Annotated in this window: 15 protein-coding genes, 1 tRNA gene and 1 riboswitch; of the genes, 10 read left to right on the forward strand and 6 right to left on the reverse strand. The window is 68.8% G+C overall.

Translation table 11 applies throughout. The annotated features are described in order from the left end of the window. Window positions 1-20 precede the first annotated feature (20 nt). A complete protein-coding gene (locus tag I6N91_RS04555) occupies window positions 21-896 on the forward strand; it encodes an aminodeoxychorismate lyase (RefSeq protein ID WP_198811057.1) in 876 nt (291 codons plus the stop codon). A gap of 38 nt (window positions 897-934) precedes the next feature. On the opposite strand, the gene I6N91_RS04560 is transcribed toward I6N91_RS04555, so the two are convergent. From I6N91_RS04560 to I6N91_RS04570, 3 genes are read right to left on the reverse strand one after another with little or no spacing between them, the layout of a single operon-like run. Beyond that, window positions 935-1,732, reverse strand: a complete 798-nt coding sequence (locus I6N91_RS04560; RefSeq protein WP_198811059.1) for an energy-coupling factor transporter transmembrane protein EcfT — start codon at window positions 1,730-1,732, stop codon at window positions 935-937. Then, window positions 1,729-3,222 (reverse strand): ATP-binding cassette domain-containing protein, encoded by a 1,494-nt coding sequence (locus tag I6N91_RS04565; RefSeq protein WP_307843235.1) that lies wholly within the window; start codon window positions 3,220-3,222, stop codon window positions 1,729-1,731. The genes I6N91_RS04560 and I6N91_RS04565 overlap by 4 nt, the downstream gene beginning before the upstream one ends. Then, entirely contained in the window at window positions 3,219-3,833 is a 615-nt protein-coding gene (locus I6N91_RS04570; protein ID WP_198811061.1) for an ECF transporter S component, read from the reverse strand. The genes I6N91_RS04565 and I6N91_RS04570 overlap by 4 nt, the downstream gene beginning before the upstream one ends. A gap of 66 nt (window positions 3,834-3,899) precedes the next feature. After that, a riboswitch (TPP riboswitch) is annotated at window positions 3,900-4,032 on the reverse strand. Window positions 4,033-4,151: 119 nt separating this feature from the next. Here I6N91_RS04570 and I6N91_RS04575 point away from each other — a divergent pair. Together I6N91_RS04575 and I6N91_RS04580 are read left to right on the forward strand one after the other, a co-directional pair. Beyond that, window positions 4,152-4,412, forward strand: a complete 261-nt coding sequence (locus tag I6N91_RS04575) for a DUF4235 domain-containing protein (RefSeq protein ID WP_133403667.1) — start codon at window positions 4,152-4,154, stop codon at window positions 4,410-4,412. Between the two features lie 101 nt (window positions 4,413-4,513). Beyond that, entirely contained in the window at window positions 4,514-5,878 is a 1,365-nt protein-coding gene (locus I6N91_RS04580) for an MFS transporter (RefSeq protein ID WP_198811292.1), read from the forward strand. A gap of 221 nt (window positions 5,879-6,099) precedes the next feature. Here the strand turns inward: I6N91_RS04580 and I6N91_RS04585 are convergent, their stop codons facing one another. The 3 genes from I6N91_RS04585 to I6N91_RS04595 all read right to left on the reverse strand — a co-directional run bounded on the left by I6N91_RS04585 (window position 6,100) and on the right by I6N91_RS04595 (window position 8,686). After that, a complete protein-coding gene (locus I6N91_RS04585; RefSeq protein ID WP_198811063.1) occupies window positions 6,100-6,714 on the reverse strand; it encodes a hypothetical protein in 615 nt (204 codons plus the stop codon). Window positions 6,715-7,237: 523 nt separating this feature from the next. Then, the gene (gene dcd, locus I6N91_RS04590) at window positions 7,238-7,813 is read right to left on the reverse strand and encodes a dCTP deaminase (RefSeq protein ID WP_120167593.1); all 576 of its coding nucleotides are present in this window, start codon (window positions 7,811-7,813) and stop codon (window positions 7,238-7,240) included. A gap of 18 nt (window positions 7,814-7,831) precedes the next feature. Next, window positions 7,832-8,686, reverse strand: a complete 855-nt coding sequence (locus I6N91_RS04595; protein WP_198811065.1) for a tryptophan 2,3-dioxygenase — start codon at window positions 8,684-8,686, stop codon at window positions 7,832-7,834. 118 nt (window positions 8,687-8,804) lie between these two features. On the opposite strand from I6N91_RS04595, the gene I6N91_RS04600 reads away from it, so the two are divergent. The 7 genes from I6N91_RS04600 (at window position 8,805) to I6N91_RS04630 (ending at window position 14,283) form a co-directional block, all read left to right on the forward strand. After that, the gene (locus tag I6N91_RS04600; RefSeq protein ID WP_198811067.1) at window positions 8,805-9,851 is read left to right on the forward strand and encodes a M4 family metallopeptidase; all 1,047 of its coding nucleotides are present in this window, start codon (window positions 8,805-8,807) and stop codon (window positions 9,849-9,851) included. Then, on the forward strand, window positions 9,848-10,126 hold the full coding sequence (locus I6N91_RS04605; RefSeq protein ID WP_198811069.1) for a protealysin inhibitor emfourin: 279 nt from the start codon (window positions 9,848-9,850) through the stop codon (window positions 10,124-10,126). Before I6N91_RS04600 ends, I6N91_RS04605 begins: the two co-directional genes overlap by 4 nt. Window positions 10,127-10,296: 170 nt before the next feature. After that, window positions 10,297-10,367 (forward strand) — tRNA-Gly (locus tag I6N91_RS04610). Between the two features lie 97 nt (window positions 10,368-10,464). Then, entirely contained in the window at window positions 10,465-10,890 is a 426-nt protein-coding gene (gene panD, locus I6N91_RS04615) for an aspartate 1-decarboxylase (RefSeq protein WP_198811071.1), read from the forward strand. A 236-nt stretch (window positions 10,891-11,126) separates the two neighbouring features. Then, entirely contained in the window at window positions 11,127-12,440 is a 1,314-nt protein-coding gene (locus I6N91_RS04620) for an extracellular solute-binding protein (RefSeq protein WP_198811073.1), read from the forward strand. Continuing rightward, the gene (locus I6N91_RS04625) at window positions 12,437-13,441 is read left to right on the forward strand and encodes a sugar ABC transporter permease (protein WP_307843236.1); all 1,005 of its coding nucleotides are present in this window, start codon (window positions 12,437-12,439) and stop codon (window positions 13,439-13,441) included. The genes I6N91_RS04620 and I6N91_RS04625 overlap by 4 nt, the downstream gene beginning before the upstream one ends. Beyond that, window positions 13,441-14,283 carry a carbohydrate ABC transporter permease gene (locus tag I6N91_RS04630; RefSeq protein WP_198811075.1) on the forward strand — a complete coding sequence of 281 codons (843 nt, stop codon included), beginning with the start codon at window positions 13,441-13,443 and terminating at the stop codon, window positions 14,281-14,283. The genes I6N91_RS04625 and I6N91_RS04630 overlap by 1 nt, the downstream gene beginning before the upstream one ends. Window positions 14,284-14,298: the final 15 nt, after the last annotated feature.

Here is a 14,298-nt window from a genome sequence, read left to right on the forward strand (position 1 = left end):
GCGGTCGTTATGCTGACGGCATGACAGTTCTGGTGTTCCTTGATTCAGCCTTCGAGCACGGCCGTGTGGTCGATGCGGCCCAGCCCCAGCTCATGGCCACCGACCAGGGAGCCACGCGCGGCGACGGCGTCTTTGAATCCCTGCTCGCCGTCGATGGGGGCGTCCGCAAGGAACAGGCCCACCTTGCGCGGCTGGCGTCGTCGGCCGCTGCCCTGCGCCTGGAGATTCCCGATGCCGAAGCATGGAGCCGGGCCATCTGCACCGCGCTCACCGAGTACGCCGCATCAACCCCCGGCCAGCCCGAGGCCGTGGTGAAGTTGATCGCCACCCGCGGAGTGGAAGGCGCAGGGCCCACGGCCTGGGTCGCTGTCTCCCCCGTCCCTGCCGCCACGCGCCGGCAGCGGGAGACCGGCGTTTCGGTGCTGCTGCTCGACCGCGGCTACGACAGTACCGTCGCCCAGCGCGCACCCTGGCTGCTGCTGGGCGCCAAGACCCTCTCCTACGCGGTGAACATGGCCGCCATCCGGCACGCGAAGGAACACGGCGCCGACGATGTCATCTTCACCTCCTCCGACGGGAAGGTCCTCGAAGGGCCCACCTCCACGGTCCTGACCGCCCGCCACCGCGGTGGCGTCAAGACGCTCGTGACGCCCCAGCTTGAGAGCGGAATCCTGCCCGGCACCTCCCAGGGGGCACTGTTCAAGGCGGCCGCCGAGGCCGGCTGGCAGCTCGGCTACGGCCCGCTGGAGCCCAAGGACCTGTTGGAGGCCGACGCCGTCTGGCTGATCTCAAGCATCCGGCTGCTGACGCCGGTGACGGCGATCGACGGTGCGGCCATCCCCACGGCACCGGAGCTCACCGCGGAACTCGCCGCGCTGGTCGACCGGTTCCTCTGACTGCGGCCCCCTGCGCTGATGCCGGCTCCGGGCCGGCGTCAGGTCAGGAGAAGGTTCCAGGTCCCGGCCGCCACCGCGGCGGCCACCGCGGCCGCGGCGAGCGCGGCTCCTGCGGCGGCAACCCAGAGATCGACGGCACTGAAGGTGCTCTCCCGTGCCCAGGTCCGCGGCCCGGCGCCGAAGCCGCGGGCCTCCATGGCCACGGCCAGCCGGGTGGCCCGGCGGATCGCCTGGACGAGGAGCCCGAAGGACTGCCCCAGGAAGTCCCGCACGCGGGCGATGGGGCTCCCATCCGGTCCGGCGCCGCGGGCGTGGCGGGCCAGACCGAGCATGCGCCACTGATCGAGCAGGAGACCGGCGAGCCGCATCGCGGCCAGCGCGCTCAGGACGAACCGGTGGGGCAGGCGCAGCTTCTGCCCCAGGGCATCGGCGAGGTCGGTCGGGTCGGTCGAGATCAGGAGGAAAATGCCGGGCAGGGCCACGGCCAGGCCGCGCAGGGCCACCGCGATGCCGGCGCCCACCGAGCCCTCGGTGAAGAGGAAGGGCCCGGCGTCAAGCAGCACGCGTCCCGTCTTCTCGGCCAGCAGGGCCGTGCCGTACCCGCCTACCGCCGCCGCGGCCACCAGCGGCCAGATCCTCAGCAGAAGTCTGCGGGCGCTGATCCCCAGCAGTGGCATCAGCAGCAGTTCCCCGGAGAGCACGACGGCGGCGCTGACCCAGTCGATGCTGAGCATGACGGCCACCGTCACGATACCCGCGGCGAAGAGCTTCGAGAGCGGATTGGCCCGCAGCAGCACCGCCCCGCTCAGAACGGGCGCCGAGAGGTCCGCGCTCATGCCGCCGCCATCAGTCGCGCGCTGCCGGCCCGCACTTCGAGGATGCCGCCGCCGAGGGCGCGGCTGAAGTCATCGTCGTGGGTCACCGACACCACGCTGCGGCCCTCCGCGACGAGCCCGCGCAGCAGGCCCACGAGTTCGGCCCAGGTTCCGGCGTCCTGGCCGAACGTCGGCTCATCGAGCACCAGGACAGCGGGCCGGGTGGCGAGCACGGTCGCCACCGACAGCCTCCGTTTCTCCCCGCCGGAGAGCGTGAACGGGTTGGCGCGCAGCAGGTGGGTCAGCCGCAGCCGCTCGGCCAGGGCCTCGATCCGGGGACCGTACTCGGCGGCGGGGATCCGGGCCGAGCGCGGCCCGAACTCAAGCTCCTGCGCGACGGTGCCTGTGAGGAATTGGTGCTCGGGGTCCTGGAAGACGGATCCGATGCGCTGCACCAGCTGGGCGGACTTCCACCGCGCCGGGTCCGTCCCGGCGCCGCGGGCCAGCGTATCGGCGGCGGTGACGGTTCCCGCGCGGGCGCGCAGCAGGCCGGCGAGGGTCAGCGCCAGCGTCGACTTGCCCGACCCGTTCGCCCCGACAATGCTGAGCGCCGAGCCCTCCGGCAGGGACAGCTCGACGCCCTCGAGGACGGCCGGGCCCCGCCGGGTGCGCGCCGCGGAGAGCCCGCGGGCAGCCAGCAGTTCCGCTCCCGGCGTCCGTGATCCCGGCGCCTCCGCCAGCGGCGGAGGCCAGCCAGGAATCCACACCCCGGCCGCGGCGAGCACCGAGCGGGTGGCCGGGTCTCCCAGCACCGCTGCGGGCGGGCCGTCGGCGAGGATGCCCCCGCCCGCGCCGAGGACCACAACCCGGTCGACGACGTCCGCCCATACCGCCACCCGGTGTTCGACGACGACCAGGGTCGCGTTCGTTCGGTCGAGGGTGCGCACCACCGCGTCGCGCACCTCGGTGACGCCCTGCGGGTCCAAGTTGGCCGTCGGCTCGTCGAGGAGCAGCAGCCCCGGGCGCATGGCCAGCACCGCCGCGAGGGCGAGCCGCTGTTTCTGTCCTCCCGAGAGCTCGGAAGTGGAGCGGTCGAGCGGAACGTCAAGGCCGACGTCGTCAAGGGATTCCCGGACGCGCCGCCAGATCTCGGGGGGCGGCACCGAAAGGTTCTCCGCTCCGAAGGCCACCTCGTCGCCGACCCGGGCGAGCACGATCTGGGAGTCCGGGTCCTGAAGCACGAGCCCGGCCCGGCCGCGGCGGGCGGCGGGAGGGTCGCCGTCGAGCAGGATCCTGCCCTCCTGCTCGCCCTCCTCGGCGTCGCCCAGGACGCCGGCGAGCGCGGAGAGCAGAGTCGACTTGCCCGAGCCCGAGGCGCCCAGCAGCAGCACCCGCTCACCGGGTTCGATGCGCAGGTCGACGCCCCGCACCGCGAAGCCCGGCCGCCCGGCGTGCCGCCACCCCCACCCCTCGGCGGTGGCGGCAACCGGGCGGGTGGAGCCCGCGGTCACCGGTCCGCCGTGCGTCCGGCGGCGAAGGAGGAAAGCACCCCGGTCTTCGCCAGCCCGCGCACGGCAAGCCAGGACAGCAGCCCGGCAATGAGGACGCCCGACACCGAGGCGAACAGCACGTACAGCAGCTGATACTCAACGGACCAGAGGGCGTTGTAGAGGATGTTCTCGCTCACGGCCAGGGCGATGCCGGCGCCGAGCCCGGCCAGCAGGGCGACCCCAACGTTCCACCTCCGGTACAGGAAGAGCAGGAACACCAGCTCCGCGCCGAGCCCCTGGAGGAAGCCCGAGAGCAGCACCGACAGCCCGAACTGGGTGCCGAGCAAGGCCGACACCGCGGCGGCGAGGACCTCGCAGTAGATGGCCGCGCCCGGCTTGCGGATGATCAGGCCGCCGAGCACACCGGCGATCAGCCAACCGCCGGTGTAGAGGCCGGTGAGCGGCGGGAACGCGCCGGTCAGCAGCTGGACCCCGCTGTAGCCGGCGGACCAGGCGAAGAAGATGACGCCGACGGCGACGGCGAGGACCGACGCGACGACGATGTCGACGACGCGCCATTGGAAGCGGCGCGGGGACGTGCCCGTGCCGGGGGTGGCCTTGGTGAGAGCCATGGTGGAATCCTCCTGAGGTACAGGAGGGGAGGGCGCTCCGCCCACGGCACGCGTGCCGGTGGCGTTCGCCCTGAGAACTCGACTCCCTTCGCCGGTACTAACCGGATCAGGTTCGAGGGTCTGCGGTGGTCCGCACTCTCAGCGCCCGGTTCCGTCGGCAGCTCTGCTGCGTCCGGTCGGCGCTCCCCTGTCGTATGTTTGCGCGACCGAGTCTACACCTGGTCCCGCCGGGGGCGCCCGTGCGGTTCTCCCCCGCAGTGCCGCCCGGGCCCGGCACCGCTAGGCTTGTTTGAGATTCAGTCAACCCAAGGAGACGCAATGCACCTGCTGATAAAACTGCTCGGTACCGGAATGGGCCTCGGCGCTGGGATTGTCGCCAGCAAGCTTGTCGACTTCCTGTGGGAGAAGATCACCGGGGAGGCCTCGCCTAAGGGCACCGAGGGACTCGAGAACACCGTACGTTCCGCACTTGCTTTCGCCCTGATCTCCGGTGCCATAAGGACCACCATCCAGGTGTTCACCAACCGCACCATGCAGAAGGCGATCGAGCGGTTCGAGAAGACCCGCGACCTCACCTGAGCCGTCGCTCAACAGCGCCGAAACGCGCCGAACGCGCCGGCCGGGCGGCGGGTCGGGGCGCCGGTAGCATTCACCCTATGACCAAGGACCAGCAGCTGCCGATGCCCGTGAAGAGTGCTGCTCCGGCGCCGTCGAACCGGCCCACTCCGATCCTCTCGCGGCAGGTCCTGTCCTGGGCTTCGTGGGACTGGGGCTCCGCGGCCTTCAACGCGGTCATGACCACGTTCGTGTTCACCGTGTACCTGACCTCCGACGCGTTCGGCGGGGAGGAACGCGCCTCCTCGACCCTGGGCTGGGGCCTCGCCGCCGCCGGCCTGCTGATCGCCCTCCTCGCGCCGGTCACCGGCCAGCGGTCGGACAACGGGGGCCGCCGGAAGCTCTGGCTCGGCGTGAACAGCCTGATCGTGGCCCTGCTTACGGGGCTGTGCTTCTTCGTCTTCCCCCGGCCCGAGCTGCTTCTCCTCGGCGTGGCCCTGATCGCCGCCGCGAATATCTTCTTCGAGTTCGCCGGCGTGAACTACAACGCCATGCTCTCCCAGATCTCCACTCCGGCGAGCGTCGGCCGGATCAGTGGCTTCGGCTGGGCCATGGGGTACGTGGGCGGCATCATCGCCCTGGTCATCGTCCTCGTGGCCTTCGTCCAGCCGGTGGTGGACTGGGCCGGGTCCTCGACCGAGGAAGCCCTCAACATCCGCCTGGTGGCGGTCTTCTCCGCCCTGTGGTTCCTCGCCTTCGCCCTGCCCGTTATGTTCGCTGTGCCCGAGGTGCCCCGGCAGGCAAAAGCGGCGCAGCTCGGCTTCTTCGCCTCCTACGGGCTGCTGATCCGGCGGGTGAAGGCCATCTACCGGACCAGCCCTCACACCATTTTCTTCCTGCTGGCCAGCGCGGTCTTCCGCGACGGCCTCGCCGCCGTCTTCACCTTTGGCGGGATCATCGCGGCCGGCACCTTCGGGTTCGAGTTGAGCCAGGTGATCGTCTTCGCCATCGCAGGCAACGTGATCGCCGCGCTCGGCGCCGTCGTCGGCGGGTACTTCGATGACCGGGTCGGGCCCAAGCGGGTGATCGCGGCCTCGCTGGTCGGCCTGCTGGTCGCCGGTTCCGCGGTCCTGATCCTCGGCGCCGAGACATATTCCTTCTTCGGCATGGCGTGGACCGGTGACACCACCTTCTGGGTGTTCGGCCTCCTGCTGACCCTGTTCGTCGGTCCCGCCCAGGCTTCCTCGCGGGCGTACCTCGCCCGGCTGGCCCCGGAAGGAGGCGAGGGTGAGCTGTTCGGGCTGTACGCCACGACCGGGCGTGCCGTCAGTTTCCTCGCCCCGTCCCTGTTCGCCCTGTCGATCGGCATCTTCGGCGCGCAGCGGTACGGCATCCTGGGGATTCTGGTCGTGCTGCTGGCGGGGCTGCTCCTGCTGCTGCCGGTGAAGCCTCCGGCGCAGGTGGCTCCGGCCGTCGTCCCGGAGGCCTGAGCCGCCCGGCGTTCCTGCCCCCGGAACCTTCACTCGCCGCTCCCGGCACCGAAACTGCACGCCGCCGCCTTCCGCTGCACACCCCTCCCCCGAAACTGCAGCACACCACGCTTTGAAGTGCCCATAACGTGGTGATCTGCCGAATCAACCCGACGACTACGACGGCGAACACAGCAACGACAGCGCCGAGCACCCATGGAACGGCCGCCGTGGATTTTCCCTTACCCGAGCGGGCGGCGTCCGTCCCAGCCGTTCCCCATTAGGGCGTCGCGCACCTTCACCACCGCCGCTGCTGAACCAAACGCGTCCATGAGGCGGGCGGTGATAATGACCTGGGTCCACCCGGCCCGGACGGTGGCTTCGTTGCGCGCGATGTCCAACTCCTGTCGCCCCCGTTCGAAGTGGTGTGCGCCGTCGTACTGGATGGCGATCTTGTAAGTCGGGTACGCGAGGTCTGGCCATACGACGTGACCGCCGGCTTCGTCGGTGATGACCCACCCCAGCACGGGTTCTGGAAGGCCCGCCCGGACGAGGGCAAGACGGAGCATGGTCTCGGGTGCGGAATCACATCCCACCCGGACCAGCGGCAATGCCTCCCGAGCAGTGCACACTCCCCGTGACCCGCGGTGGGTCGTCAGCAGCTGCGACAACTCGTCGACCGAAGCAACGGCCTCCCGCTTCTCCGCGAAGATCCTGTCGTTCCGGTTCACCAAGTGGTCCCCGGCCGCCACCAGGGCATCGACTGATATGAGCTGTGCAAGGTCGAACCAGGTCCGGGCCGGGGTGGTGACCGCGATGCCTTCGAGCGTTGTCGTCTCCGTCGGCGGAAGCCTCATCGAATGGCCCCGAACACCCTTTCGACGAGGGGCCGACGTCCCGTGCGGACAGATGAGATGGACGGCAAAGCCGGGCCCAAGGTCACTCGGCAGGGGGATCCCCCACAGGCGTGCGGCCGTCGAAAACCCGACAACCGCCCCCGGGGTCTCTCTGAGCAGTGGGCGCAAGGAGTCGGCGACCGCCTGTGCTGCGCCCCATGGCACCCGTATTCCCCGGCTGGGTGTCGTCAGATCGGACGATTCGGTCCGCCGTCGGGAAACCCCGGTCAACCTCGCCTCTTCCAAGGTGAAGGAGCGGCCGGCGAGGGCCCGCGGCAGGGGTTGTGGGGAGCGCATGCGGCCAGTGTCGGGCAGATGCCCGGGCCATTGATGTCGGATCCGCGCTATGTGGATGACGGGAGGGAGCACCAGCGCCGGTGCTCCCCACCGAAACTGCAGATCACCACGCTTCACGCGCTCCAGAAGGTGGTTAGCTGCACACTCGGCGCTTGGAGGTGCACACCCGGCGCTTGGCGCACAGGACCTAGATCGAGGTCCTGTGGAAGTTCAGGTGGCTGCGGGACGCGGTAGGACCGCGCTGGCCCTGGTACCGGTTGCCGTACTCGCCCGACCCGTACGCGTGCTCCGCCGGGGAGGTCAGCCGGAAGAAGCACAGCTGGCCGATCTTCGAGCCCGGCCAGAGCTTGATCGGCAGGGTCGCCATATTGGAGAGCTCAAGGGTGACATGGCCGGAGAACCCCGGATCGATAAACCCGGCCGTGGAGTGGGTGAGCAGGCCCAGGCGCCCCAGGGAGGACTTGCCCTCGAGCCGCGCCGCGACGTCGTCGGGCAGGGTCACCGCTTCGTAGGTCGACCCCAGCACGAACTCCCCCGGGTGGAGGATGAACGGCTCGTCAGGGGCCACCTCGACGAGCCGGGTCAGGTCCGGCTGGTCCTCGGCCGGGTCGATGTGGGCGTACTTGTGGTTGTCGAACAACCGGAAGTACCGATCGATCCGCACGTCGACGCTGGACGGCTGGACCATCGCCGGGTCGTAGGGATCCAGCTCGATGCGGGAGGCGGAAATTTCGGCACGGATATCACGGTCGGAGAACAGCACGCTACAAAACTACAGGAGTCAGCGGCCGATCTCGGTGCGCACGGCGAACAGCTCCGGGAAGAAGGTCAGCTCGAGCGCCCGCTGCAGGAAGCCGACGCCGGAGGAACCGCCGGTGCCCTGCTTGAAGCCGATGGTGCGGGCAACGGTCTTCAGGTGCCGGAACCGCCACAGCTGGAAATTGTCCTCAAGGTCGACGAGCTCCTCGCAGGCCTCGTAGACATCCCAGTTGGCCGCCGCGTTCTCGTACACCTCCTTGTACACCTGGACGAGCGCGGGGGTGAAGACGTGGGCGGTGCTCACGTCGCGGTGCAGCAGCTCCTCGGGGACCGCGTAGCCGCGCCGGGCGAGGTAGGCGATGAACTCGTCGTAGATGCTGCTTTCGGTGAGCAGGCCCGAGAGCAGTGAGTGCGCGGTCTCGTCGTCGGCGAACACCGCCAGCATCGCCTCGTTCTTGTTGCCGAGCAGGAACTCCACCGCCCGGTACTGGTAGGACTGGAAGCCGCTCGCCGAGCCGAGGTCGCCGCGGAATTCGGCATACTCCGAGGGCGTCAGGGTGGCCAGCACCGACCACTGTTCGGTGAGCGACCGCTGGATGTGCTTGATCCGGGCGATGCTCTTCATGGCGGCGCGCAGGTCGTCGGCGCGCAGGAACCGGCGGACCGCGCCGAGTTCGTGGAGGACGAGCTTGAGCCACAGTTCCGAGGTCTGGTGCTGGATGATGAAGAGCATTTCGTCGTGGTGCTCCGGCCGGCTGACCGGCTGCTGCGCGGCGAGCAGCAGGTCAAGGCGCAGGTAGGAGCCGTAGCTCATCTTGTCCGCAAAATCCCGTTCGATCCCGGCCTCGAGGCTGCGGGTGTTCTTCTCGACACTCATGGCTCAACAGTACGACCAGCTCCACCGCGGTCCACCGCCACGGGAGCGGGTGTCGCGGCGGCGGGTCATTGATGGGTGTCGGTGCCGGGGTCTAGGTTGGGACCAACCGAGGAGGCCCATGCACCCGCACTGCAGCATCGTCCCGCCCCACCTGCTGGCCCATCTAGCGGCGGTGGATGACCCCCGGCACGCGGTGGCGGCCCGGGCCGCCCGCAGGGCCCTCGTCCAGCTCGACCCCCTGCTGGCCGGCCGGGAGGAGGCCTTCGCGGCGCCGGTTCCGCCGCGCACCGCGGTGGGCCGGCCGCTGGAGCGGCGGATCTCCGACGCCGGAGGGCAGGAAATCCTGCCCGGCACGCTGGTCCGGGGCGAGGGCGACGCCGCGACGGGCGATGCGGCCACCGATGAGGCCTACGACGGCCTGGGCGCCACCGATGCCCTCTTCCGCCAGGTGTACGGACGGGCGTCCATCGACGGCGCCGGCCTGCCCCTGGCGGCGACGGTGCACTACGGGGAGCTGTACGACAACGCGTTCTGGGACGGCGAACGCATGGTGTTCGGTGACGGCGACGGCGACGTCTTCGGCCGCTTCACCCGGTCGCTGACGGTGATCAGCCACGAACTGACCCACGGCTTCACCCAGTACTCGACCAACCTGGTGTACGAGGGTCAGTCGGGGGCGCTCAACGAATCCCTCTCGGACGTCTTCGGCGTGCTCGTCGAACAGCACCACCTTGGGCAGACGGTTGACCAGGCCAGCTGGCTCGTGGGCGAGGGCGTATTCACCGACCAGGTGCAGGGCCGGGCCCTGCGGTCCCTGGCCGCTCCGGGAACCGCCTACGACGACGATGTGCTGGGCCGGGATCCCCAGCCCGCGACCATGTCGGATTTCGTGATCACCACCTCCGACAACGGCGGCGTCCACATTAACTCCGGCATCCCCAACCACGCCTTCTACCTCACGGCGCAGCACCTGGGCGGCTTCGCCTGGGAGAGGGCGGGCCGGATCTGGTTCGACGCCGCGGTCGGCGGCGGCATCCAGGCCAACAGCGGATTCCGGCTCTTCGCCGACGTGACGCAGGAGGCGGCCCGCGTCCGGTTCGGGCAGGACTCGGAGGAGCACGAAGCGGTGAGGCAGGCGTGGGCGAAGGTGGAGGTGACCGGGTGAGGATCGAGATCTCCCGGTCGGGCGGCTTTGCCGGCATGACCCGGACCTGGAGCCTTGAGGTGAGCCCCGCCGAGGCCGAGGAGCGGTGGCTCCCGCTGGCTGACCGGGCGGCGGAGGCGCCTCAGGAGGAGGAATCCCGGCGGGACCGGGACCAGCGCGACCGTTACGTCTATCACATCGTGATCGGGTACCAGGAGGTGACCCTGCCGGAGAGCCGGCTCGACGAGCCGTGGAAGGAACTGATCGACCGCGCCCGGCGCGGGTCGACCGGCTGACCGCGCGGACCGCGGACGTCGCCCGCCGCGGGCACCGCCCGGCATGGCGCAGCGTCCGCCCGATTTCCCGCCCGATCCCCCGCCGAAACCGGGCCTGCCGCGCCGGGATACGGCGGCCGCGGCCAGCCCCGCCGAAATGTTGTAGGGTTATGGAGCGGTTCAACCGCAGTGCGGGCGTAGCTCAATGGTAGAGCGCTAGCTTCCCAAGCTCGATACGCGGGTTCGATTCCCGTCGCCCGCTCTCCTCTCCCCGGCCGCGGCTCTCCGCAGCCCGCGCCCTGTGCGCTGTGAGCGATCCCGTCCTTTGCGCCCCACCGGCGGCAGTATCCTTGATCCTGATGAACCGGACAATGTTTAAATCCAAGATCCACCGGGCCACGGTGACGCACGCCGACCTTCACTACGTCGGCTCGGTCACCGTCGACCTCGATCTCCTCGATGCCGCCGATATCCTCCCAGGGGAGCTTGTGTCGATCGTCGACATCACCAACGGCGCACGCCTTGAGACCTACACCATCGCCGGCGAGCGCGGCTCCGGAGTTATCGGCATCAACGGGGCCGCGGCCCACCTGGTGCACCGGGGCGACCTCGTCATCCTCATCACCTACGCGTCGATGACGGACGAGGAAGCCCGGGCCTACGTCCCGTCGGTGGTCCACGTAGACGCCAGCAACAGGATTCTCCAGCAGGGCACCGACCCTGCCGAGGCCGTGACCGCTGACCTGCAGCGACCGCCGCACGCCGTGGACGCCGCCGCCCGCTAAGCCCCGCCGGCAGGGGCCGGCCGCCCTCAAACCGGCCTCCATCGTGCGCCCGTCGGGGACGACCGCATTCTGCCTCCCCCGGCACGTCCGCCACACCTGCATCTGATTAGTAAGCCTCCTGCCTAGCGCATTCCGCTCTCTAGGCTTATGGTCAAAAAGCACGCAGGTTGTACGGGCTGCCGCTTCACTCGGAGCGCCGGCTGGGTTGTCTACAAAGATGTGGAGGCTCGGTAAGTATGCCGACTAGGAAACAAAATTCCACCCGCAACCGACCGCGCGCCGGCACCGTGGCGTCGGTGCTGGCAGGCACGCTGCTCTTGAGCGGCTGCGGGCCCGCGGACGGCACCGAAACATTGACCTGGTACATCAACCCGGACGCCGGCGGGCAGGCCGCTATTGCGGAGCGCTGCACCGAGGAGGCCGGGGGCGCCTACCGGATTGAGACTTCCCTCCTCCCCAGCGACGCCGCCTCGCAGCGCGAACAACTCGCCCGGCGCCTCGCAGCCGGAGACGCCTCCCTCGACATTATGAGCCTGGACCCGCCGTTCATCCCCGAACTCGCGGAGCCGGGCTTTCTTGCTCCTGTGCCCGAGGACGTCGCGCAGAGCACGACGGAGAACATCGTCGAGGGCGCACTGGCGGGGGCCACCTGGAAGGACGAACTGGTCACCATCCCCTTCTGGGCCAATACGCAGATCCTCTGGTACCGCAAGTCGGTGGCCGAGGCGGCCGGTCTGGACATGTCCAAGCCGGTCACCTGGGACCAACTGATGGATGCCGCCGCGGAACAGGACAAGTACCTCGGCGTCCAGGGTGCCCAGGCCGAGTCGATGACCGTGTGGGTGAACGCCCTCGTCGAGTCGGGCGGCGAGTCGATCATCGTCGACCCAGAGGCGCCTTCGGACGAGATTGAACTGGCGCTTCAGTCCCCCGCAGGGCTCGAAGCGGCCCGCATCGTCTCCACGATCGGCAAGGACGGCCTCGGTGGTCCCGGCCTGGCCACCCAGAACGAGAACACCTCGATGATCAACTTCCAGGGGGACAACGGATCGTTCATGGTGAACTGGCCCTTCGTGTGGCCCGCCACCAACGGTGCGGTCGAAGCGGGGACCCTCGATGCGGGACTGATCGAGGACATCGGCTGGGGCCTCTACCCCCAGGTCACCGAGGGCGAGGACTCCGCTCCACCGCTGGGAGGTATCAACCTCGCCGTCGGAGCCGCCAGCGACAACCCGGAGCTTGCCTACGAGGCGATCGAATGCATCGTTTCTCCGGAGAATCAGGCCGAGTACTTCGTCACCAACGGCAACCCGCCCGCCAACACGGAGGCCTACGAGGACCCCAAGATCGAAGAGGCCTTCCCCATGGCGGACACCATCAGGCAATCGCTTGAGCAGTCGGCCCCACGTCCGCAGACCCCGTTCTACAACGAGGTCTCGACGGGCATCCAGCAGACCTGGGCGCCCCCAGCACAGGTCGACCCCGAGGGCACGCCCGAGGAGTCGACCGAATTCATCATCTCCGTCCTTCGAGGGGAGCAACTGCTGTGACTTCTGCAATACCGGCAAGACCCGTCAGCCCCGACCTTGAGCCGGATACATCACCGGGCGTCGGGCCAGGCGGACCCTCCGACAAGAAGGCCACTGCTCAGTACAGCGACCGCGTCCGCGCCGAGCGCCGGCTCGGCTGGATGCTCGCCGGACCGGCGTTCATTGTCATGCTGGCGGTGACCCTGTATCCCATCCTCCAGGCCATCTACGAGTCTTTATTCCAGTTCCGCCTCACCGCTCCCGGCGAGCGGGAGTTCATCGGACTGGGCAACTACGCGGTCATCCTGACCGACAATGTGTGGTGGAAGGACCTCGGCGTCACCCTGCTGATCACCGTGATCACCGTCGCGATCGAACTCGTTCTCGGGTTCGCCCTCGCTCTGGTGATGCACAAGGCCCTGAAGGCAGTGCGCGGTCCGCTGCGCACAGCGATCCTGGTGCCCTACGGCATCATCACCGTGGTCTCCGCTTTCGCCTGGTTCTACGCCTTCGACATCAACTCCGGCTACGTGAACAGCTGGTTCGCCTGGCTTCCGGGCATTGACTCCGACCTCAACTGGTTCGCCCAGGGGCCCACGGCACTGTTCGTGATCATGGCCTCGGAGATCTGGAAGACGACCCCGTTCATCTCGCTGCTCCTGCTGGCCGGGCTGGCCCAGGTTCCCGATGAGCTGACCGAGGCGGCCAAGGTCGACGGCGCCACCTGGTGGGAGCAGATGCGCAAGGTCATCATCCCGAACATGAAGGCCGCGATCATGGTCGCGGTGCTGTTCCGGGCGTTGGACGCCTTCCGCATCTTCGACAACGTGTTCATCATGACCAACGGCGCCTACGGCACCGAGGTCCTCTCCCTGCTGGCCTACCGGCAGTCGATCAGCAGGCTGGAGATCGGCCTGGGGTCAGCGGTTTCGGTGCTCCTGTTCCTGTGCGTCCTGATTATCTGCTTCATCGCCATCAAGCTGTTCAAGGTGGACCTCGCCGGGGCCCAGGGAGGTAAGTGATGACAAGTACACGATCGAAGGTCCTGTGGGGGATCGTCAGCATTCTCGTCGCTGTCTACGCCCTGTTCCCGGTGGCCTCCATCCTCGCCACCTCGTTCAAGGCGCCCAGTGACCTGACGAACCGGAAGTTCCTGCCCTCGCCCGGGCAGGCAACCACAGGCAACTACGAGCAGATCCTGGTCGGCGACGCCCAGGGACTGTTCCTGACGGCGCTGCGCAACTCGATCGGCATCTGCCTGATCGCGACGTTCATCGCCGTCGTGCTGGCAACCCTGTGCGCCTACGCGATTGCGCGTCTGGACTTCCCCGGCAAGAAGCTCGTGCTGACCACCGCGCTGGCGGTCTCCATCTTCCCTGTCATCTCGATCGTGACGCCGCTGTTCAACCTGTGGCGCTCCATCGGGCTGTACGACACGTGGCCCGGGCTGATCATCCCCTACCTGTCGCTGACCCTTCCGATCTCCATCTGGACCCTCGCCGCGTTCTTCCGGCAGATCCCCTGGGAGCTCGAGCAGGCAGCGCAGGTCGACGGGGCCACCACGTGGCAGGCATTCCGGAAGGCGATTGTGCCCCTCGCCGCGCCTGGCGTCTTCACCACGGCGATCATCGCGTTCTTCATCGCCTGGAACGACTTCGTCTATGGCATCTCGCTGACCTCCACGGAGGCGGCGCGGCCGGTGCCGGCGGCGCTGGCGTTCTTCACCGGCGCCTCACAGTTCGAGGAGCCGACCGGGGCGATTTCCGCGGCGGCCATCATCGTCACCATCCCCGTCGTCGTGCTGGTACTGGCGTTCCAGCGTCAAATCGTTTCAGGCCTGACTCAGGGCGCCGTCAAGGGCTGACGCCCGGATCAAGAA

Origin of the sequence: Arthrobacter sp. MSA 4-2, from assembly GCF_016405885.1 — a bacterium.
Taxonomy (GTDB): Bacteria; Actinomycetota; Actinomycetes; order Actinomycetales; family Micrococcaceae; genus Arthrobacter_D.

Coding starts and splice junctions, on each gene's coding strand:
- I6N91_RS04555 (WP_198811057.1), top strand. CDS start 21: ATGACAGTTCTGGTGTTCCTTGATTCAGCCTTCGAGCACGGCCGTGTG.
- I6N91_RS04560 (WP_198811059.1), bottom strand. CDS start 1,732: ATGAGCGCGGACCTCTCGGCGCCCGTTCTGAGCGGGGCGGTGCTGCTG.
- I6N91_RS04570 (WP_198811061.1), bottom strand. CDS start 3,833: ATGGCTCTCACCAAGGCCACCCCCGGCACGGGCACGTCCCCGCGCCGC.
- I6N91_RS04575 (WP_133403667.1), top strand. CDS start 4,152: ATGCACCTGCTGATAAAACTGCTCGGTACCGGAATGGGCCTCGGCGCT.
- I6N91_RS04580 (WP_198811292.1), top strand. CDS start 4,514: ATGCCCGTGAAGAGTGCTGCTCCGGCGCCGTCGAACCGGCCCACTCCG.
- I6N91_RS04585 (WP_198811063.1), bottom strand. CDS start 6,714: ATGAGGCTTCCGCCGACGGAGACGACAACGCTCGAAGGCATCGCGGTC.
- I6N91_RS04595 (WP_198811065.1), bottom strand. CDS start 8,686: ATGAGTGTCGAGAAGAACACCCGCAGCCTCGAGGCCGGGATCGAACGG.
- I6N91_RS04600 (WP_198811067.1), top strand. CDS start 8,805: ATGCACCCGCACTGCAGCATCGTCCCGCCCCACCTGCTGGCCCATCTA.
- panD (WP_198811071.1), top strand. CDS start 10,465: ATGAACCGGACAATGTTTAAATCCAAGATCCACCGGGCCACGGTGACG.
- I6N91_RS04620 (WP_198811073.1), top strand. CDS start 11,127: ATGCCGACTAGGAAACAAAATTCCACCCGCAACCGACCGCGCGCCGGC.
- I6N91_RS04630 (WP_198811075.1), top strand. CDS start 13,441: ATGACAAGTACACGATCGAAGGTCCTGTGGGGGATCGTCAGCATTCTC.